We start from the raw sequence: 21,575 nt of genomic DNA, 5'->3' as shown, positions 1-21,575 counted from the left end.
TAACCTCAGCCTTTAAACCTCAAATAAAACGCATTAAAAAACGCCTATTGCAGAACAATAGACGTTTTTGTTTAACTCTAATAGATCGCGGAGAAATTAGTGCTCGCGCGTCGCTCGGAATTGAACTTCAGGGAAACGTTCAGAAGCTAGGTTCAAGTTCACCATAGTTGGTGCGATGTAAGACAGGTTATCACCGCCATCTAGCGCTAGGTTAGATTGGTTCTTACGTTTGAATTCTTCAAGTTTCTTAGCGTCATCACATTCAACCCAACGAGCTGTTGCAACGTTAACACCTTCGTAGATAGCTTCTACGTTGTATTCCGCTTTCAAGCGCGCTACAACCACGTCGAACTGAAGGACACCAACCGCACCAACGATCAGGTCGTTGTTCTGCATAGGACGGAATACTTGTACTGCGCCCTCTTCTGAAAGCTGAACTAATCCTTTTAGAAGTTGCTTCTGCTTCAGTGGATCGCGTAGACGGATACGACGGAATAGCTCAGGTGCGAAGTTAGGAATACCAGCGAACTTAAGGCTCTCACCTTGAGTAAAGGTATCACCAATCTGGATAGTACCGTGGTTATGTAGACCGATAATATCACCCGCGTATGCTTTTTCAGCACGTGCACGGTCACCCGCCATAAAGGTTACCGCATCAGAGATACTTACACTCTTGCCTGTACGAACATGGTTCATCTTCATACCTTGGTTGTAAGTACCCGAAACGATACGCATGAATGCGATACGGTCACGGTGTTTAGGGTCCATGTTTGCTTGGATCTTAAATACGAAACCAGAGAACTTCTCTTCTGTCGCTTCAACATCACGCTCGTTCGCTTGACGCGTTTGAGGTGCTGGAGCCCATTTCGTTAGACCATCAAGCATGTGGTCAACACCAAAGTTACCCAATGCAGTACCGAAGTAAACCGGCGTTAGTTCACCCGCTAGGAATAATTCATGGTCAAACTCAGGACAAGCACCGATAACAAGCTCTAGCTCTTCACGTACGCTTTCCGCAAGATCAGCACCTACTGCTTCATCTAGCTCAGGGTTATCTAGACCTTTGATGATACGAACTTCTTGGATCTCGTGGCCGTGGCCAGATTCATACAAGATCGTTTCATCACGGTGAATGTGGTAAACACCTTTAAACTCTTTACCGCAACCAATTGGCCATGAGATTGGAGCACAAGCCATACCTAGCTCGCTCTCTACTTCATCAAGCACTTCCATTGGGTCACGAACGTCACGGTCAAGTTTGTTCATAAACGTTACGATTGGCGTATCACGCAGACGTGTTACTTCCATTAGTTTACGAGTACGATCCTCGACACCTTTCGCAGCATCGATAACCATCAAACATGAATCAACCGCTGTTAGCGTACGGTACGTATCTTCCGAGAAATCTTCGTGTCCTGGAGTATCTAGTAGGTTTACTAGGCAATCATTGTATGGGAATTGCATTACCGACGTAGTTACCGAGATACCACGTTCTTTTTCCATCTCCATCCAGTCAGATTTAGCGTGCTGGTTAGAGCCACGGCCTTTTACGGTACCCGCTTTTTGAATCGCGTTTCCGAATAAAAGAACTTTTTCAGTAATCGTGGTTTTACCCGCATCCGGGTGAGAGATAATCGCAAACGTTCTACGTTTGCTCACTTCTTGTTGGAAAGACATAGTCGCCCTTTGCTGATCTAAAGCGTAAAAAGGGCAAGTAGATAATACTTGCCCTTGAATTCTGTGTGCGGATTATACAGAAAGCGTATCACTTTCTAAAGGGTCAGTTTACACCCTATTTTTTGGCTAATTTTGTGATTAGCTATCTAGTTAGCGAAAAGACGTAACATGACTAGCTAAAAGACATAAAAAGATAGCTCATAATGATGGCATCTTCGTTGCCTTGTTTAGTTGGATAATAGTTACGACGGCGATCAACTTCGTTGAAGCCTGCCTTTTCGTAAAGATTAAACGCGTTCACATTACTTTCGCGAACTTCTAGCCAAGCACTTTCCGCGTCAGCTTGCTCACACATATCAAGGAAATGTTCCGTTAACGCTTTTCCATACCCTTTGCCTTGCTGGCTTGGGTCTACCGCGATATTAAGCAATGTGACTTCGCCAACGATGTTTTGCGCGAAGAAATAGCCCACCACTTGTCCATCAACTTCAAGGACATGATGACAAGCGCCTCGGCTATCAAGATCTCGGATCATATTTTCAGACCAAGGGTGAGAATGCGCGGCCTGCTCTATCTTCCAAATGGCGTCTAGGTGTTGTTGTGAAGTCGGTAAAAATTGATTAGTCATAAGCACAAATTTGTTGCCATAAGTCGCGGCGGTGTTGGTTGTTACCGTTAATGTCAGACAGTAATGGCGATTGAAGTGTTTTAGCCTTCAGCTCTTGAGCCGACTCACAACCAGCAAACCATATCCACTCAACCGAACCTAAATCCACAGTAGACAAGTGTTGCGGTTGAAGGTGTAAAGCCTGAGATAAGTCGAGCTTGATACTTTTGAGTACTCGCTCAAACATCACGGCGAGATCTTCCTGAGGTTTTTCAGGCGAAACCAACAGTAACTTGCAATCGCTCGAGAGCGGAGTCAATTCAGATTCATAACCTGCTAAACGCTCTGGGTGACTTAGTTCCCATTGGCTAATGCCCATCTCATGTAGGTATTGCGCGTGTGTTTGTGACATATCTAGCGGTAGTAACCTTAAGTTTATTGGAGCCAAAGTTTATTGAAACCAGAAGTTTGTTAGAACTAGTTTTGTGAAAGCTGCCTCTATTGAAAGAGCGCTTATTAGAGCAGGGCTGATACTAACAAAAAATAAAGGAGCATCAAGCTCCTTTATTTAGACTAAATCAGTTTGTATCTTGTTGCGTGATAAATCAGCTTATAAGTCGTTGAACTCAGGACTGTAAGCAATCTCACCAGAATGCCCTGCAAGCGCACCTTCAACTAACTCGATAGCTTGGAAAGCTCCTTCAGGTACATCCCAAGTGCAGCTCAAACCAAATTCACTCGCAGCCTTGAAACCAAAGCGACCGTAATAGGCAGGATCACCAAGCACGACACAGGCTGGGTAACCAAAATCAACCAAAGTAGAGAAAGCATCTTCAACCAGTGATTTAGCAATGCCTTGGTTGCGGAACTCTTCTTTCACAGCAAGTGGTGCAAGCCCCTGCCAGTTGTGATCGTCACCTTTAAGGGTAATTGGGCTAAACATCAGGTGACCAACCACCTCGCCTTCGTCAGAGCAAGCCACCAGCGATAGCGTTAAATGACTATTCTCACGCAAGCTCATAACCAAATTAGCTTCTGCATCCGTTTCAAAAACAGATTTCAATAGACGATCAATGACAAGTATATCTGCCGGTGCTTCAGTTCGAATAAGCATTCATTACCTCACTTTGTGTATCTGGGGATTGTACTCCCTTCTGCACAAAATCAGCTAATTGATTTAACAAAGTTTTCATAGGAGTCGGCAATAAGTCCAAATCTACGCTATCCATCAAGTTTTTGACCTCTAAACCGAGCTCTGTATCACCTTCAATAGACAGTCGACGTTGGAAGAAAAGCGTATCTGGGTCTTCTTTACGTCCCGCAATCAACACAAGATCGTTAAGATTGCCGCTAAAGCTTACATCTTCAACCACGTCTTTATCAGCTACAACCAGTTGCTCATTTTTGTAGCTAATACACCAACTTAACCCCATGTCTTTTATTGAGACTTTCAGCCATTTGTCTTCTAAAAACTCAAAGTCACCGTCCTCTAAAGCTTCCTTGAATACATTCTTAAGCGCCTCCAATAAGGCTCTTTTTTGTACTGTTTTAGGCAATAACTGGACTGGAGATCGCAAAATTGATGCGGCATTTTGAACTAGTTGAGTGCGAATCTTGTTTATCACGTGACTTATCCGTAACTTTGTCAATAATATGGAATGCATCATAGATGATGTTGAGATCTCAGTTACTGTTATGTATCAAATTAACTTCTGTTTGATACTCGACCTTTAATATCCTGAAAATCACAGTTATAGTAACTCAGGTAATGAGAATTACAGCGGATCGCTGCACTCACAGGTAAATATCGATAGCCACACAAAAAGTAATAAATATTTATCGATAGTGAATATTCAAGCTCTTGGAGAATTGGTAGTACTTTGATGCCTCCCCAACAACTACAACATTGGTTTACCCAGCTAACTGCAAATAGTCCGTTCTTTTTTGCAGTACTTGATGCTCAACATAACTATTTTATGGTGAATGAGCGTTACTGCGATATTGCTGGTTTGAGTCAACCAGAGCTTGCAGGCATGAATGATCGCCAAACATTGGGCGAACAGTTCTACCAACATCTCAAGCCTTACTATGAGCGTGCATTCAGTGGCGAAACGATTGAGGCCGAAGTCACCCTCAACGAAACAGACCTCGATACCAGCCTTCATTTCAGCCTATCTCCGCTTACCAATGGCAACAAAACCGACTACATCGTCTTTCACGCCTTCGACACATCAGAAAACCAAGTACTTGTCCGTTCTTTAGAAGAATCCGAAGCCAAATTCCACAAACTATCTCAACTACTCCCTGACGGATTACTGCTCGTTGAAAGTGACTATATCTTGTCATCCAACCCAGCGGCAGCGCGCCTGCTTGGCTTTAACTCAACCACAGAGTTAATTGGCGAACAGCTGGGACGCCTATTTATCGATGAACAAACCAAAACAGTCTTCAATAATAACCTCAGCTCTATTATTTCTGAGTCTGGTTTGGTTTGCTTAACGGGTGCGCGATGCGGCTTTGAACGTAAGGTCCAGCTCAACATCGACTCCACCACCGTTCTTGGAAGCAACACTCAGCTGGTGCTTATTCAAGACGCACAAGAAACCGCAAAACAATACACACCAGCAAACAGTGAAGATGCCTACATAGATGCACTGACCAAACTCTACAATCGAGTTGGGTTTACTAAGCGTCTTGAGCAGTTCATTCACAACGATACGCCGGTGGTGATGCTCTACTTAGACATTGATAACTTTAAAAATATCAATGACTCACTTGGTCATCACATCGGTGACAAGGTGATTAAAGAGGTCGCTTCGCGTCTTAAACGCTTACTGCCTCGTAAGGCCGTGATTGGACATTTAGGCGGGGATGAGTTTGGTATTATCCTGCCAGAACCTGAACATCAGCGAACACCTGAAATGCTCGCTGAAAAGATCATATCTCTGATCAATCAACCCTTCGATCTTCACCACTTTAGCAAGCGCTTAGCCTGCTCAATTGGTAGCGTGAGTTTTCCTCAAGATGGTACTGATGCTCGTATCTTGCTGCAAAATGCAGACACAGCAATGTATGAAGCCAAAGATCGTGGGCGCAACCGTCTGATCAAGTTCAACGAACAGATGAACAAAGAAGCGCGCATGCGACTGTGGCTTGAGATAGAGCTACAAAAAGCGCTGCAACAGAATGGACTTGAGGTTTGGTATCAACCAAAAGTGAATGCCCGTGATTTCACCATCAACGGCGCTGAAGCTCTGGTACGTTGGAAGCATCCTGTCGAAGGTTATATCAGTCCTGCTGCGTTCATTCCTGTAGCGGAGCGAGCTGGTCTTATCGAACAACTTGGCCGAGTGGTAATGCGCGAAGTGTTTGCTACGGTTAAACGCTGGAAGATGCAAGGTATCCTTCCAGGTCGAGTGGCTATCAACCTTTCACCAGAACAGTTTGGTAACCCGAAACTGATTGATTACATGGAAAAGCTACTGCGTTCGACCGAGCTTGATCCAAGTGCGATTACGTTCGAGCTAACGGAAAGTGCGGTGATGAGTGATAGTGAACACACACTCCAAATGCTTAACGCCATCAAGAAACTTGGCTTTGCTCTCTCCATTGATGATTTTGGTACAGGTTACTCTTCACTGTCTTACCTTGCTCGCTTCCCAATTGATGAGCTTAAGATAGACCGTGCTTTCATCTCTGATATCGATACCCTACCAAAGCAAATCACCGTAATTGAAAACATCATCAACCTAGGTAAATCTCTCGATTTGACCGTGGTTGCTGAAGGTGTCGAAACCAGTGAGCAAGCAACTCTGCTATCGAACCTCAACTGTAGTTCGATTCAAGGCTTCCACTTCTACCGTCCGCAACCAAAACAAGATGTCGAAGAGTTGTTTGCCCAAAACCGCCGTCATAAGAACTAATCAAGTACCTCATATTTAAACCAAGCCAACATGTAAAACGGTCACTCGTCAGTACCTCAAACGGAGTAAAAGCAGATTTATCCATCTAAACCTGCCTTACATCAATTCCGTCATTCACAATTCTTCATAAAATGCTCGCTTCAACTTAATTCTACTGGTAGTGAGCAAATGGAACTCTTATGCCCAGCGGGTAACTTACCTGCTTTGAAAACCGCTATTGATTGTGGTGCGGATGCTGTCTATATCGGATTCAAAGACGATACCAATGCCCGACACTTTGCAGGCCTAAACTTTGCGGGTAAAAAGCTCGATCGTGCTGTGCAGTATGTGCATGACCACAACAAGAAAATTCATGTTGCCCTAAATACGTTTGCTCACCCAAATGGCTTCGACCGTTGGACTAATGCCGTAGACAACGCCGCTGCTCTGGGTGTTGATGCGCTGATCATCGCAGACATCGCGGTGCTTGAGTACGCAGCAAATAAGTATCCAGATCTCGAACTGCACCTATCAGTGCAAGCATCTGCGACCAATGCGGCGGCTATCGACTTCTACCATAAAAACTTCAACGTTAAGCGTGTCGTACTACCGCGTGTGTTGTCGATTCATCAGGTCAAACAGCTTTCTCGTAACATCACTTCTGACGTTGACCTTGAAGTATTCGCTTTTGGTAGCTTGTGCATCATGGCAGAAGGCCGTTGCTACCTCTCTTCATACATGACAGGCGAATCACCAAATACCGTTGGTGCTTGTTCTCCCGCAAAATACGTTCGCTGGCAAGAAACAGAAACTGGCCTCGAGTCTCGCTTGAACGAAATCCTTATCGATAAGTATGAAGCAGGTGAGAACGCAGGTTACCCAACGCTGTGTAAAGGCCGCTTTGAAGCCGAGATCGATGGTGAACGTAAGCGCTATCACGCACTTGAAGAGCCCACCAGCCTCAACACGCTATCCATGTTGCCTGAGCTTTTCGCGGCAAACGTTGCCTCAGTGAAGATTGAAGGTCGCCAACGCAGCCCGGCTTATGTTGAACAAGTCACTCGCACTTGGCGCGCAGCTATCGATCGCTACTTAGCGAACCCAGAACAATACCAAGTGGAACAAGCTTGGAATGCGACACTGGCGAATGTATCTGAAGGTACACAAACCACGCTTGGCGCTTATCACCGTAAATGGCAATAGAGCCAAATGGAGAACTCAATGAAATACGCATTAGGCCCTCTACTTTATTTTTGGCCAAAACAAGACGTTGAAAGCTTCTATGAGCAAGCGAAATCAAGCTCAGCCGATATCATCTACCTAGGTGAAGCGGTGTGTTCAAAGCGTCGTGAGATTAAAGCGAAACACTGGATGGACATTGCTAAAGAGCTGTCGGCTTCAGGTAAGCAAGTCGTACTTTCCACCATGGCATTGCTAGAAGCACCAAGCGAAGTCAACATCATGAAGAAGTACATCGATAACGGTGACTTTGCGATCGAAGCCAATGATGTGTCTGCTATTCAACTGGCCAGCGAAAGCAAAGTACCTTTCGTGGTTGGCCCGGCAGTAAACACCTACAACGCACGCACCCTGAACCTATTCTTGAAACAAGGCATGACGCGTTGGTGTATGCCGGTTGAGCTTTCTCGCGAATGGCTAAGCAACGTAATGACCCAGTGCGAAGAGCTAAATATTCGTAACAAATTCGAAGTTGAAGTGTTTAGCCACGGCTACCTGCCGCTTGCTTACTCAGCACGCTGCTTTACCGCTCGCGCGGAAAACAAAGCTAAAGACGATTGCGAAACCTGCTGTATCAAGTACCCAACAGGGCTACAAGTAGAAAGCCAAGAAGGCCAATCAGTATTCAACCTTAATGGTATCCAGACACAATCAGGCTACTGCTACAACCTAGTCAATGATTTGCCAAACATGCACGACCTGGTTGATGTGGTTCGTTTAAGCCCACTCGGTATCGATACCTTCTCTGAAATCAACAACTTCAGAGCGAACGAGCAAGGTCAAAAACCGATGAAGATTGAAAGCCGCCAATGTAATGGTTACTGGCATCAGCTTGCAGGTTTAGACGTTAAGAACATCTAGTTCCTCGCATTGAACTAACCAGCAACAGATACAAAAAAGGTCTAGCATTCGCTAGACCTTTTTAATTCGACTTAAGAAACACGGCCTATGCCGTCGCTGTTTCCATCGGTGAGGCATCGAGCTTCTTTAAGTCTTTGTAGAGCATTACCATCACCACCACACTTAACGCGATGTTAGACAGTGGGTACGCAATCCAGATCCCCGGCACACCGTACAACTTAGGCATGATATACAGGAACGGCAGTTGGATTAGCATATTGCCTATCGTTACAAACATCGCCTTGCTGCCCTTGTTTACCGCTTGGTAATAAGCACCCGCTACCACTAAGAAACCGTCCAGCGCCAATGCAAACATGTGTAGTCGAATACCCAACACCGTGTACTCAACTAACTGAGGTTCGTCTGAGTTAAATACTGATACAAACTCCCGTGGGAACGCGTTCAGAAGTAGCACGAACGCCACACCAATCAATACTGAACTCATCATCGCTATCTTAAGTAACTTACGGATGTTCGCTTGGTTACGCGCACCATGGTTGTAGCTCACCAAAGGTTGCATGCCGTTGGCGATACCTTCAGCCGTGAGATAATAAACCGTCACGATATAGCCCAAAATCGCGTACGCACCAATCATCAACTGGTCGCCATATTGAGAGAACAACGCATTGTGAAGCGCCACCATCATCGAACCATAAGCGTACATAAAGAAGCTTGATGTACCAATGGCGAAGATTTGTGGAATCACATCCAGCTTCAATCTCAACTGATTCCAACGTAAACGTAGGTTTGCTCGACGCGAGAAGAAGTAAGCCAAGCCGAGAGCTGTTACTACAAACTGGGCAATCGCTGTTGCTAATGCTGCACCCATCAACTCCCAGCCATAGAGAGCGATAAACAGGTAATCGAGCACGATATTAATCACCGCACCAACGATCATCAGTATCGTCGCTAAGTTCGGACTGTCATCGTTACGCAGTAGAAACGGCATCGCGATCGAACCTAGCGTGAAGACACTAGCACCAATCAGAATGTGTAAGTACTGCAGACCAAGTTCATACACTCGCCCTTCAGCGCCCTGCCAAAGCAAGAAGTTATCAGCAAACAAGAACAGCAATGCAGAGACAATAGGCGTTATCGCTAACAACAAGGTTAAGCCCGTTGCTAAGATCTGCTTAGCGCCTTGAGTATCTTTTTCACCTTGGCGAATCGAGACAAGCGCACCTGTGCCCACACCCACCAACATACCAATACCAAGAATCGAACCAATCACAGGCCACGCAACATTGATACCTGCAAGTCCATCAGCCCCCACATAGCGGCCAATGAAGATGCCATCCACCACTTGGTACAGGCCATTAACCAACATGGCCGCCACGGTAGGGATTGTGTATCGCCAAAATTGACGACTAATTGAGTTACTCATTTCTTACTCTACTTTCATTTGTGAGTCGCATATCAACAAGATATGACTCGAAAAATTAGTTAACAAGGCTAACTAAATATCTAAATTATTTACTTTAAAGCTTTATTTAATAATAGGTTTAACTGCTGAGATTCTTGCTCAGACAAACGGCTTTCCAGTATCTGTGCCATGACCTGATAGATCTTACTTTCTTCTTCCAAGCCGACTTCCGCTTTGCTGGTCAGTACGACCAACTTAGACCTCGCATCTTCGAGCGAAGCTTTACGCTCAACGAGACCTTTTCTCTCTAACCTTTGAACCATAGTAGTTGCTGAAGGCTTGGTTACTTGCATTTCAATCGCCAGATCTGTCAATCGGATCGGTTCAGGAGAGGCTTGAATGACCTTCAAATAGTCATATTCATTGAAGCTCAATTGGCAAATAGGATCTTCATTTACCTGAGTGCGCCATATCTTAGAGGCGAAGCGCTCAATCTTTTCTAAATTCTGGTTCAGCATACTCACCTAATCAAAGAATGGCATTTAGTTAGCAAGACTAACTATTTTAGTGTTGTTTAAATAAAAAGCAATCAAAACGAGATGAAGATCATAAAAAATGAGCATAAAAAAACCGCTGACAGGCAGCGGCTTTTCGGAATCAAAATGTGTTGCTTACTTAGCGTTAGCCTCTTCTTCGGCCTCAGCTAACTTAACTTGTGCTAAGTGCTCAGCTTTAAGCGTGGTGAAGATACGGCTTAACTCTAAGAAAGAGTAACGGTGTTCTACGTATTCATACACGTTAAAAGAAACCGCTAACTTGTACAAAGAGATAGCATTCGCGTAATCACCATTCATATGGTAACGCTTAGCAAGGTAGAAGTACGTCTCTGTTAGACGCTGCGCAAGTAACGTGTTGTCACGAGTACCGGTTAAGATCGCCTTGAAAGCCTGCTCTTCAGTAATGTCATCAAGCATAATCGCGACTAATACCCAACCCCACTGCTCATCACGGCTCTCGTAACGTTTTTGCAAATCAAGCTTAGCCTGCTCTGGCGTCAGCTTATGCTGAATGATGTACAACCACAGAGCGCGAAACGGATCGCTAGGATCGTCGGCATAGTGCTTCATCATCTCTTCATTGGCTAAGTCGTAACGCTCGCCATAGTAAAGCGCGATAGAGCGGTTTCTTTCTGCGTAAGAGTTTGCAGGATCAAGCTCTAACGTAGAATCAAAAGATTCATAAGCCGCATCAAACTCCCCTACCTGCGTAAAGTAAACACCCAAAAGATTGAAGATATCAGGTTGAGCTGGGTTCAATGAAAGAGATTGGTTGAAGTCGAGACGCGCGAGATCACGCAGGCCAACACTGTCGTAGTAGTTACCACGTTCAAACAGCATCTTAGCTCGAACTTCATCGTTCAAATCTGGGCGCTGTAATAACTGACTAAGACGTGCAATTTGAACTTCTTGCTGAACGCTTGGTTGCAGTGGCACAGCCATCGGTGGATAAACCCAACTTGAGGTGTTATCTGATGTTGTCGCACAACCTGTTAGTACAAGCAGTAAACACATACTCGCGGTTTGAAACCATTTCACAAATAATTACTCCTGTTATGACCGCAATAAAAAAGGGGAGCGATATGCTCCCCTTTATAACATGCTTTGTTGACGATAGGTTAGAAATCACTAAAAAGCGATATCACCATCGACACACTGAGAATTACTCAGCAGCAGGTGCTTCGCCTTCAGCTGGCGTTTCAACTGCTTCTTTCATGCTTAGACGTACACGGCCTTGACGGTCAATTTCAAGAACCTTAACAGGAACTTCTTGACCTTCAGTTAGGTAGTCAGACACTTTCTCAACGCGCTTGTCAGCGATTTGAGAGATGTGTACTAGACCATCTTTACCTGGAAGGATAGTAACGAATGCACCGAAGTCAGCTAGACGAGCAACTTTACCTTGGTAAATGCGGCCAACTTCAACTTCAGCTGTGATCTCTTCGATACGACGGATAGCTTCTTTAGCAGCTGCGCCTTCAGTAGCAGCAATCTTGATTGTGCCATCGTCTTCGATTTCGATTGTAGTACCAGTTTCTTCACAAAGAGCACGGATAACTGCGCCGCCTTTACCGATAACATCTTTGATCTTATCAGAGCTGATTTTCATTGTGTGGATACGTGGAGCGAATTCAGAGATATCTTCACGAGCACCAGAGATAGCTTCATCCATTACAGAAAGGATGTGCTTACGTGCACCTTGCGCTTGGTTAAGTGCAATTTGCATGATCTCTTTAGTGATACCTTCGATCTTGATGTCCATTTGAAGTGCAGTGATACCAGCGTTAGTACCTGCTACTTTAAAGTCCATGTCACCTAGGTGATCTTCGTCGCCAAGGATGTCAGAAAGAACAACGAAATCGTCGCCTTCTTTAACAAGACCCATTGCGATACCCGCAACAGAAGCTTTGATTGGAACACCAGCATCCATAAGAGCTAGAGATGTACCACATACAGAAGCCATTGAAGAAGAACCGTTAGATTCTGTGATTTCCGATACAACACGAACTGTGTATGGGAATTCTTCAACAGAAGGCATTACTGCTTGGATACCACGTTTAGCAAGCTTACCGTGACCAATTTCACGACGCTTAGGAGAACCAACGAAACCAGTTTCACCTACACAGTATGGAGGGAAGTTGTAGTGTAGAAGGAAGTTGTCTTTCTTCTCACCCATCAGGCTGTCGATGATTTGAGCATCACGTTGTGTGCCAAGCGTTGCAGTAACAAGTGCTTGAGTTTCACCACGAGTGAATAGAGAAGAACCGTGTGTACGTGGAAGAACACCAGTACGTACGTCTAGCGCACGAACCATGTCTTTTTCACGGCCATCGATACGTGGGTTGCCAGCGATGATGCGGCTACGTACTACGTTTTTCTCTAGAGAACCAAGCATGCCGCGGATTTCGCGCTCATCTAGGTTTTCGTCTTGTGCAATTAGAGCTTCAACAACGTCGTTCTTGATTGCGCCAACTTGCTCGTAACGAGCCATTTTCTCAGTGATCTGGTACGCGTCAGATAGACGTGTTTCAGCAAGTTCAGCAACTTGAGCTTTAAGCTCTGTGTTAACTGCTGGTGCTTCCCAGTTCCAAGATGGAGTTGCAACTTCAGCAGCAAACTCGTTGATTGCTTTGATTACAACTTGTTGTTGGTCGTGACCGTAAACAACAGCTGAAAGCATTTCTTCTTCAGATAGGTTATCTGCTTCAGATTCAACCATAAGTACTGCGCCTTCTGTACCAGACACAACTAGGTCTAGTTTAGAGTTTTCAAGCTCAGTATTTGATGGGTTAAGAACAAGTTCGCCGTCGATGTGACCAACACGTGCAGCACCGATAGGACCATTGAATGGAGCACCAGAGATAGCAAGCGCAGCAGATGTTGCGATCATAGTGATCATGTCTGGGTTTACGTCAGGGTTGATAGAAACAACCGTAGCGATAACTTGAACTTCGTTTTTAAACGCACTTGGGAAAAGTGGACGAATTGGACGGTCAATCAGACGAGCTGTTAGTGTTTCGCCTTCAGAAGGACGACCTTCACGCTTGAAGAAACCACCAGGGATTTTACCCGCAGCGTATGTACGCTCTTGGTAGTTTACTGTTAGTGGGAAGAAGTCTTGACCTGCAACTGCTTCTTTCTTAGCAACAACAGAAACGAATACTGAAGTATCGTCCATAGTCGCCATTACAGCAGCAGTAGCTTGACGTGCAATTACGCCCGTTTCTAGAGTAACGGTGTGGTTACCGTACTGGAACGATTTTACAACTGGTTTTTCAAACATTGTATATCCTTAGCTCTAAAGTCAGACTTTAGATTAAGTGAATAATGACTCAAGACATTACCAATCGCGACTAGTGAAAAGGGACTTAGGATGGTGACTCTTTGTATGTGTTCATACGCCGAATTAAGACCAAATCCGCCTTTGAATAGTCGCGACCTATTGGCCGACATCTGTGACTGTAATCTCTTGAGAGGTTGATTGCCAAACGCTGAAAACGCTATAGGCGGGCGTAGTATAAACTATTTTTATTAGGAGATATATTTCCTATCAGAAAAAGCCAGATGATATTCTGAGCATCCAGCCTAGCATTTTCTTACAGGCACAAAAAAAGGAGCATAAATGCTCCTTTTCTTCAAACTGTCTTTGCAGACATCGCTATTAGCGACGTAGGCCTAGACGCTTGATTAGGTCTTGGTAACGAGCAAGGTTTTTGCCTTTCAAGTAATCAAGAAGCTTACGACGGCTAGAAACCATACGTAGTAGACCACGACGGCTGTGGTGATCGTGTTTGTGCGCTTTGAAGTGACCTTGTAGGTGGTTGATAGAAGCAGTAAGTAGTGCTACTTGTACTTCTGGTGAACCTGTGTCGCCTTCAGATTGTGCGTATTCTGCAACGATTGCTGCTTTAGTTTCTGCATTCAGAGACATAATTCTCTCCTGATAAGAGTAAGTTTATATTTATAGCAGCCAATCTCTGATTCAGCCGCTACGCGAGCCGAGGATTATAGGGAAGTTTGTCAGTTGGTGCAATAACAATCGAACCCATTAAAAACGAAAAAAGCGAACCACCTAAATTAGGCGTTCGCTTTCTATCTTATTTGCTCGCTTTTCACGACTCAGCGCTAAGATCCGATGTAAGCGCTACGCTTGTGGCTCTTCATCTCTGAAAACAACCAAACGCTTCGGTGCAACTCGGCCATCTTCAGCAATCTGAGCTACGCCGACAAACAGCTTCTCTTCGCCACTTGTCATACGAACCGTGCCTTCAGTTGGCGCACCAGCAACCTGAACTGGCATACCGTGCTGAACTAGGTCAGTCAGTTCCGCGTTCAGGTTTACTTCTGGTAAGTCTTCAACGGCAGTGTCCATTGGCATCAGCAGTGGATCAAGCAGCTCTTTCGGTGCAATTTCTTGCGCCTGTGCTTGCTCTAAGATCTCGTTTAACTGCTCCAAAGTCACCATACGCTCGTATGGGTACTTCGCGACACCTGTACGACGAAGCATGGTCACGTGAGCACCACAACCTAGCATCTCACCAAGATCGTCGGTAATTGTGCGGATGTATGTGCCTTTCGAACAATGCACTTCCATTTCAACTTCATCACCTTCAAAGCGAAGCAGTTCAATAGAGTACACAGTGATCTTACGAGACTCACGAGGAACCTCAATACCTGCACGTGCGTATTCGTACAAAGGCTTACCTTGATACTTCAATGCCGAAAACATTGATGGTATCTGATCGGTTTCACCCTTGAAGCTCGCAATGCAACGCTCAAGCTGTTCTTGAGTCACGTTAACATCACGTGTCTCTACCACTTCACCATCAGAGTCAGAGGTATTGGTACGCTCACCAAGCTTAGCGATAACAACGTAGCGCTTATCAGAATCTAGAAGAAACTGAGAGAACTTCGTCGCTTCACCAAGACAAATTGGCAGCATGCCAGTCGCAAGAGGATCCAGAGCACCGGTGTGCCCTGCCTTCTCTGCAAAGTAAATACGCTTTACTTTTTGCAGTGCATCATTAGACGAAATACCAGTCGGCTTATCTAATAGAATTACCCCGTTGATAGGGCGACCTTTACGACGGCGAGCCATTACTCTTCGCCCTTAGACTGAGTTTCGTCAGTGCGGCCAGCTTCTTCTTGCTTACGCTTGTCGTCGTTCAGAACTTCACTTACTAGGTTAGACATACGCATGCCTTCTACTAGTGTGTTGTCGTAAGTAAAACGAACTTCAGGCGTTAGACGGTGGCGAATACGCTTACCAAGAGCCATACGAACTGGCACTTCATGCTCTTTAAGAGCTTTAAGGCATGATTCCGGTGTTTGCTCACCAACACATAGGAAAGTCACGAACACTTTTGCGTAAGCAAGGTCACGAGACACTTCTACGTCTGAGATAGTTACCATACCAATACGTGAGTCACGAACTTCACGTTGTAGGATAAGCGCAAGCTCTTTTTGAAGCTGCTGAGACACACGTTGTGTGCGGCTAAATTCTTTTGACATTTTCTTTTCTCACTTAGAAAGATGGGGGGCTTGGTAATAACCAGCCCCCCATGGTGTATTCAACAACCGATTACTTATTACCTTTACTAGTAATGTTAGTAACCTTAGTCAATATGTCGAGTCGTACAGACTGATTAGTCTAGAGTACGTTTAACCTCAACGATTTCGAATACTTCGATCTGGTCACCAACGCGAACGTCGTTGTAGTTCTTAACGCCGACACCACACTCGTAACCGTTCTTAACTTCTTGTACGTCATCTTTAAAGCGACGAAGTGACTCTAGTTCACCTTCGTAGATAACAACGTTTTCACGAAGTACGCGGATTGGGTTGCTACGCTTAATCGTACCTTCAGTCACGATACAACCAGCGATTGCACCAAGTTTAGGCGACTTAAATACGTCACGAACTTGTGCAAGACCAATGATCTCTTGACGGAATTCAGGAGCAAGCATACCGCCCATCGCCTGTTTAACTTCGTCAATTAGTTGGTAAATGATTGAGTAGTAACGTAGATCTAGGTTTTCGTTCTGAACCGTGTTACGCGCAGTTGCGTCAGCACGAACGTTGAAACCAAGGATGATAGCGTTAGAAGCTGCAGCAAGCGTTGCATCAGTTTCAGTAATACCACCAACACCAGAACCTACGATGTTCACTTTCACTTCGTCAGTTGACAGTTTCAGTAGAGAGTCAGCAATCGCTTCTACAGAACCTTGAACGTCAGCTTTAAGTACCACGTTAAGCTCAGCAACTTCGCCAGCCGTCATGTTCGCGAACATGTTCTCTAGTTTCGCTTTTTGTTGGCGAGCTAGTTTAACATCACGGAATTTACCTTGACGGTAGTTCGCAACTTCACGTGCTTTACGCTCATCACGTACAACAGTCGCTTCATCGCCTGACGAAGGAACACCAGAAAGACCTAGAATTTCTACAGGAATAGATGGACCTGCAGTTTCGATGTCTTTACCGTTTTCATCACGCATTGCACGAACACGGCCGTACTCTTGACCACAAAGAACGATATCGCCTTTGTTTAGAGTACCAGACTGTACTAGTACTGTTGCAACTGGACCACGACCTTTATCAAGACGAGATTCAACAACAACACCAGACGCCATGCCTTCTTTAACCGCTGTAAGTTCAAGAACTTCAGACTGAAGAAGGATAGCTTCTAGAAGACCATCGATGTTTGTACCCTGTTTAGCAGAGATGTGAACGAAGATGTTCTCACCACCCCATTCTTCAGGGATAACGTCGTATTGAGCTAGCTCATTCTTAACGTTGTCTGGGTTTGCACCCTCTTTATCGATCTTGTTCACAGCAACAATCAGAGGAACGCCTGCCGCTTTCGCGTGCTGGATTGCTTCGATTGTTTGTGGCATTACGCCATCGTCTGCTGCAACTACAAGTACAACGATATCTGTCGCTTGAGCACCACGAGCACGCATAGCTGTAAACGCCGCGTGTCCAGGAGTATCAAGGAAAGTGATCATACCGTTGTCAGTATCTACGTGGTAAGCACCAATGTGCTGCGTGATACCGCCAGCTTCGCCAGAAGCAACGTGTGCTTTACGAATGTAATCAAGTGTTGAAGTTTTACCGTGGTCAACGTGACCCATGATAGTAACAACAGGAGCACGACCTTCAGCGATAGCATCGCTATCACGGTCAGCTAGTACTGCTTCTTCAAGTTCGTTTTCTTTACGTAGGATTACCTTGTGACCCATTTCTTCAGCAACAAGTTGTGCTGTTTCTTGGTCGATCACTTGGTTGATAGTCGCCATAGCGCCCATCTTCATCATTACTTTGATAACTTCAGTTGCTTTAACTGACATTTTGCTAGCCAGTTCAGAAACAACGATAGTTTCGCCGATAGCAACGTCAGATTTAGCAACAGTTGCTGACTTATCGAAGCCTTGCTGCATTGAAGTTGGTTTAGCAAGCTTACCTTTACCGCCACGACCACGCTGGTTACGACCACCACGGTTGTTTGCAGGTTGGTTAGCAGGAGCTGCTTTCTTCTTGCGACGACGAGGTGCTTTCTCATCTTTCTTATCTGCCGCATCTTCAGCTTCACGAGCGTAAGTAGAAGTAGTCACATGGTAATCCGCAGATTTCTCTTGCTCTTTCTTCTTCTTCTCTTCTTCAGACCAACGTTCTTGGTTCTCTTCTGCTAACTTACGAGCTTCTTCAACAAGCTTAGCTGCTTCAGCTTCTGCTTTACGAGTTGCTTCTAGCTCTTGACGAGCTTTAAGTTCATCCGCTTCTTTTTTCGCTTGTGCGTTAGCGTCTGCATTTTTTGAATTCATGTCTTTTTTAGCCTTTTCAGCTTGTGCGCGTTGAGCCTTCTCTTCAGCTTCACGTTTTGCATCCGCTTCACGTGTTACTTTTTCTTCAGCTTCGCGCTGTGCTTTCTCTGCAGCATCACGTTTCGCTTGCTCTTCAGCATCGCGTTGTGCTTTCTCTTCCGCTTCACGATTAGCTACTTCCTCAGCTTCACGTTTCGCTTCATCTTCAATAGTGCTGCGCTTCACGTAAGTACGCTTTTTACGTACCTCTACTTGAACATCCTTACTCTTACCGCCTCCAGCGGCAACACTTAGCGTGCTGCGGGTCTTGCGTTGAAGAGTTAAACGAGTCGGTTCTGTTTCGCCTGAAGTATCGCCGTGCTCCTTTTTAAGGTGCGTTAGCAATGTTTGCTTCTCTGAATCAGTCACTTGATCCGACCCTGCTTTCTTCATGCCTGCATCAGCAAGTTGTTCAATTAAGCGGTCAACTGGCGTACCAATCTCTTCACTCAGTGCTTTAACTGTTAATTGTGTCATACCGCTTTCTCTCCTTGCTGAATTATTCTTCGTCGCCGAACCAACAGATGTTACGCGCAGCCATAATTAGCTCGCCTGCACGCTCTGCAGTTAGGTCTTCGATGCCTTCTAGTTCATCAACGCCTTGGTCAGCTAGGTCTTCCAGTGTCGCAACGCCTTTTGCTGCTAGCTTGTAAGCCATTTCACGCTCAAGACCTTCAAGTGCAAGTAAGTCTTCAGCAGGCTCAACACCGTCGAAAGTTTCTTCTTTCGCTAGCGCTAGAGTAGTCAGTGCGTCTTTTGCGCGGTTACGTAGTTCTTCAACGATACCTTCGTCTAGACCGTCTACTTCAAGAAGCTCGTTCACAGGAACGTATGCTACTTCTTCAAGCGTAGAGAAGCCTTCTTCAACAAGCATTTGAGCAAAGTCTTCTTCAATGTCTAGGTGCTTCATGAAGTTTTCAATAGAAGCAACTGCTTCTTCTTGGTGCTTCTTCTCAAGATCAGCAACAGTCATTACGTTCAGTTCCCAACCAGTAAGTTGAGACGCTAGACGTACGTTTTGACCGCTACGGCCAATCGCTTGTGCTAGGTTATCCGCTTCAACAGCGATATCCATAGAGTGTGCGTCTTCATCAACGATGATTGAAGCAACATCAGCAGGAGCCATTGCGTTGATTACGAATTGAGCCGGGTTATCATCCCAAAGAACGATATCAATACGCTCACCACCAAGATCGTTAGAAACAGCTTGTACACGTGCGCCACGCATACCAACACACGCACCAACTGGGTCAATACGTTTGTCGTTTGTTTTCACAGCGATTTTAGCACGAGAACCGGCATCACGTGCAGCACCTTTAAGTTCAATTAGCTCTTCACCAATCTCAGGCACTTCAACACGGAATAGTTCAGCTAGCATTTCTGGCTTCGAACGAGTAACGAAAAGCTGGAAACCACGAGCTTCTGGTTTAACTGCGTAAAGAAGACCACGAACACGGTCACCTGGACGGAAGTTTTCACGAGGAAGTTGGTCATCACGAAGGATTACCGCTTCAGCGTTGTTACCTAGGTCTAGAATAATAGTGTCACGGTTAACTTTCTTAACTGCGCCAGTTACTAGCTCGCCTTCGTTATCGATGAACTGCTCAACGATTTGAGCGCGTTCAGCTTCACGTACTTTCTGTACGATAACTTGCTTAGCCGTTTGAGTCGTAATACGGTCAAACGTTACTGATTCGATATCATCTTCAATGAAACCGCCAAGTTCGATCTCTGGGTCATCGTACTTTGCAGCTTCAATAGAGATTTCTTTTGTTGGGAATTCAACTTCCTCAACAGCTTCCCAACGACGGAAAGTTTCGAAATCACCCGTTTTACGGTCAATTTCAACACGAACTTCAATTTCTAGTTCGCTTTTCTTTTTTGTTGCCGTTGCAAGCGCGATTTCAAGCGCTTCAAAAATACGCTCACGAGGAACTGCTTTCTCATTTGAAACAGCTTCTACTACCGCCAAAATTTCTTTGTTCATTAATCTAGCCTCTTAAGCTCTTCTCTCTAGGAGAACTAAAATTTAGGGATCAGGTTAGCTTTCGCAATATTGCTCAGGACGAATTCTTCTTCTTGTCCTTCAACCAATACTTTCACTGTCTCGCCTTCGATAGATTGGATATCACCTTTCCATTTACGACGGTTGCCGACAGCCATTTTCAAAACGATGCTTACCTCGTGACCAATAAATTGTTGGTAATGCTCTGCTTTGAACAGTGGTCTCTCTAAACCTGGTGAAGACACTTCAAGGTTATAAGCCACTGAAATTGGATCTTCAACGTCCATTACGGCACTTACTTGGTGGCTAACTTCAGCGCAATCATCTACATTGATACCGTTTGGTGAATCGATGTAAATACGTAGCGTTGAGTGCTCACCAGCACGAATAAATTCTAATCCAACTAACTCATAACCTGATGCTGCTACTGGAGCGTCAAGCATTTCAGTAAGTTGTCTTTCTAAACCAGTCATTTAACCACTCCAGAAACAAAAAAAGGGCTCAAAGCCCAATTTAAATTCCAAGCAAACATTATCTAAATACATTTACAAATGCTTAGATAACAAAAAACCCCGTATAAGCCGGGGTTTTTGTTGCTGGACCCTTATATGTTAAGTGCCATCACATTCGATATCGCACCTAACTCACAGTGAGGTTCACACTGTGCAAACTTGCTACCAATACAAGCTATATAATAGCATTGAAATTGGTTGCGGGAGCCGGATTTGAACCGACGACCTTCGGGTTATGAGCCCGACGAGCTACCAAACTGCTCCATCCCGCGTCCGACTTGCGAGCATTATACGCCCAACAAGATGTTTTACAAGTTTGTAAACATGGTGCCGAGAGAGGGACTCGAACCCTCACACCCTAAGGCACTAGCACCTCATGCTAGCGTGTCTACCAATTTCACCATCTCGGCATCAAATCTTTACAGATTATTGTGGAATTTCGTCGCCTTGCGCCGGAACTTCACTCACTGCATCATCAGCTTGTTGAATCACCTGACCTTGGGTCGGGTCGATCCATTGTGACTCAGTTTTATGTGTAGACATATTACCAAGCACTAAGCTAAGGATAAAAAATGTAGTTGCAAAAATTGCAGTCATTCGGGTAAGGAAATTTCCTGAGCCACCAGCACCAAACACAGTGTTTGAAGCGCCAGCACCGAAAGAGGCTCCCATATCTGCGCCTTTACCTTGTTGAATCAACACTAGGCCAATTACACCAAGCGCTGCCAACAGGTAAATCACAAGTAGAACTGTAAACATTTTTCCACCTATGTTCCTAATTGTTGAGCCAGCGCCGTTCAAAAAACTATTTTTAAGAACAAGGCTAGCGACCTCCTAACTGAAGGCCGAGCAATACTAGCGAATGCGACGATGGCTGACAAGGAGAATTTGCTAAAAAATAAGCCTTTACCAAGTGAATGGTCAAAAAAAGGTCAAAAGCGACACAAAACTCAT

General features: G+C 45.0%; 19 protein-coding genes and 2 tRNA genes. 3 read left to right on the top strand and 18 right to left on the bottom strand.

Going from position 1 to position 21,575, the window contains the following annotated elements; translation table 11 throughout:
- Nucleotides 1-96: 96 nt before the first annotated feature.
- From prfC to AB6D58_RS13760, 5 genes are all read right to left on the bottom strand, one after another.
- Nucleotides 97-1,677, bottom strand: coding sequence for a peptide chain release factor 3 (prfC, locus tag AB6D58_RS13780; RefSeq protein ID WP_017059244.1), 1,581 nt, complete (start codon nt 1,675-1,677; stop codon nt 97-99).
- 172 nt (nt 1,678-1,849) lie between these two features.
- Complete coding sequence (gene rimI / locus AB6D58_RS13775; protein ID WP_017063281.1) at nt 1,850-2,305, bottom strand: ribosomal protein S18-alanine N-acetyltransferase; 456 nt, start codon at nt 2,303-2,305, stop codon at nt 1,850-1,852.
- Nucleotides 2,298-2,696, bottom strand: coding sequence for a DNA polymerase III subunit psi (locus AB6D58_RS13770; RefSeq protein ID WP_017063280.1), 399 nt, complete (start codon nt 2,694-2,696; stop codon nt 2,298-2,300). Before AB6D58_RS13770 ends, rimI begins: the two co-directional genes overlap by 8 nt.
- A gap of 198 nt (nt 2,697-2,894) precedes the next feature.
- Nucleotides 2,895-3,398, bottom strand: a complete 504-nt coding sequence (locus AB6D58_RS13765) for a GNAT family N-acetyltransferase (RefSeq protein WP_017059241.1) — start codon at nt 3,396-3,398, stop codon at nt 2,895-2,897.
- Nucleotides 3,382-3,909, bottom strand: coding sequence for an SCP2 domain-containing protein (locus tag AB6D58_RS13760; RefSeq protein WP_170963063.1), 528 nt, complete (start codon nt 3,907-3,909; stop codon nt 3,382-3,384). Before AB6D58_RS13760 ends, AB6D58_RS13765 begins: the two co-directional genes overlap by 17 nt.
- 258 nt (nt 3,910-4,167) lie before the next feature.
- Between AB6D58_RS13760 and AB6D58_RS13755 the strand changes: the two genes are divergently transcribed.
- From AB6D58_RS13755 to AB6D58_RS13740, 3 genes are all read left to right on the top strand, one after another.
- Entirely contained in the window at nt 4,168-6,207 is a 2,040-nt protein-coding gene (locus AB6D58_RS13755; protein ID WP_017072096.1) for a bifunctional diguanylate cyclase/phosphodiesterase, read from the top strand.
- A 168-nt stretch (nt 6,208-6,375) separates the two neighbouring features.
- Nucleotides 6,376-7,389, top strand: a complete 1,014-nt coding sequence (locus AB6D58_RS13745; RefSeq protein ID WP_017068227.1) for a peptidase U32 family protein — start codon at nt 6,376-6,378, stop codon at nt 7,387-7,389.
- Between the two features lie 18 nt (nt 7,390-7,407).
- Complete coding sequence (locus AB6D58_RS13740; RefSeq protein WP_372157551.1) at nt 7,408-8,286, top strand: U32 family peptidase; 879 nt, start codon at nt 7,408-7,410, stop codon at nt 8,284-8,286.
- Between the two features lie 85 nt (nt 8,287-8,371).
- Here AB6D58_RS13740 and AB6D58_RS13735 read toward each other — a convergent pair whose 3' ends face one another.
- From AB6D58_RS13735 to secG, 13 genes are all read right to left on the bottom strand, one after another.
- Nucleotides 8,372-9,709 (bottom strand): MATE family efflux transporter, encoded by a 1,338-nt coding sequence (locus AB6D58_RS13735; protein WP_136981643.1) that lies wholly within the window; start codon nt 9,707-9,709, stop codon nt 8,372-8,374.
- Between the two features lie 89 nt (nt 9,710-9,798).
- Nucleotides 9,799-10,206 carry a MarR family winged helix-turn-helix transcriptional regulator gene (locus AB6D58_RS13730; RefSeq protein ID WP_017056675.1) on the bottom strand — a complete coding sequence of 136 codons (408 nt, stop codon included), beginning with the start codon at nt 10,204-10,206 and terminating at the stop codon, nt 9,799-9,801.
- A gap of 153 nt (nt 10,207-10,359) precedes the next feature.
- Nucleotides 10,360-11,283: a lipoprotein NlpI gene (gene nlpI / locus AB6D58_RS13725; protein ID WP_372157549.1), complete on the bottom strand. Its 924-nt coding sequence runs from the start codon at nt 11,281-11,283 to the stop codon at nt 10,360-10,362.
- Nucleotides 11,284-11,407: 124 nt separating this feature from the next.
- Nucleotides 11,408-13,528, bottom strand: coding sequence for a polyribonucleotide nucleotidyltransferase (gene pnp / locus AB6D58_RS13720; protein ID WP_019819855.1), 2,121 nt, complete (start codon nt 13,526-13,528; stop codon nt 11,408-11,410).
- A gap of 378 nt (nt 13,529-13,906) precedes the next feature.
- Nucleotides 13,907-14,176 (bottom strand): 30S ribosomal protein S15, encoded by a 270-nt coding sequence (rpsO, locus tag AB6D58_RS13715; protein ID WP_010436144.1) that lies wholly within the window; start codon nt 14,174-14,176, stop codon nt 13,907-13,909.
- Between the two features lie 213 nt (nt 14,177-14,389).
- Nucleotides 14,390-15,343 carry a tRNA pseudouridine(55) synthase TruB gene (truB, locus tag AB6D58_RS13710; RefSeq protein WP_017059233.1) on the bottom strand — a complete coding sequence of 318 codons (954 nt, stop codon included), beginning with the start codon at nt 15,341-15,343 and terminating at the stop codon, nt 14,390-14,392.
- Nucleotides 15,343-15,756: a 30S ribosome-binding factor RbfA gene (gene rbfA / locus AB6D58_RS13705; RefSeq protein WP_017065964.1), complete on the bottom strand. Its 414-nt coding sequence runs from the start codon at nt 15,754-15,756 to the stop codon at nt 15,343-15,345. Before rbfA ends, truB begins: the two co-directional genes overlap by 1 nt.
- Nucleotides 15,757-15,890: 134 nt before the next feature.
- The gene (infB, locus tag AB6D58_RS13700) at nt 15,891-18,581 is read right to left on the bottom strand and encodes a translation initiation factor IF-2 (protein WP_017059231.1); all 2,691 of its coding nucleotides are present in this window, start codon (nt 18,579-18,581) and stop codon (nt 15,891-15,893) included.
- A gap of 22 nt (nt 18,582-18,603) precedes the next feature.
- Entirely contained in the window at nt 18,604-20,091 is a 1,488-nt protein-coding gene (gene nusA / locus AB6D58_RS13695; protein WP_017059230.1) for a transcription termination factor NusA, read from the bottom strand.
- Nucleotides 20,092-20,126: 35 nt separating this feature from the next.
- Nucleotides 20,127-20,582, bottom strand: a complete 456-nt coding sequence (gene rimP, locus AB6D58_RS13690; protein ID WP_004738265.1) for a ribosome maturation factor RimP — start codon at nt 20,580-20,582, stop codon at nt 20,127-20,129.
- Nucleotides 20,583-20,816: 234 nt separating this feature from the next.
- Nucleotides 20,817-20,893, bottom strand: a tRNA-Met gene (locus AB6D58_RS13685).
- Nucleotides 20,894-20,946: 53 nt separating this feature from the next.
- Nucleotides 20,947-21,031: transfer RNA gene (locus AB6D58_RS13680), tRNA-Leu, on the bottom strand.
- A gap of 16 nt (nt 21,032-21,047) precedes the next feature.
- Nucleotides 21,048-21,380, bottom strand: coding sequence for a preprotein translocase subunit SecG (gene secG / locus AB6D58_RS13675; protein ID WP_017059392.1), 333 nt, complete (start codon nt 21,378-21,380; stop codon nt 21,048-21,050).
- Nucleotides 21,381-21,575: the final 195 nt, after the last annotated feature.

The organism is Vibrio sp. 10N.239.312.D08 (assembly GCF_041466145.1).
Lineage (GTDB): Bacteria > Pseudomonadota > Gammaproteobacteria > Enterobacterales > Vibrionaceae > Vibrio > Vibrio crassostreae_C.
Note: the sequence above shows the minus strand (reverse complement) of the source record. Positions and strands in the feature narration are given on the sequence as shown.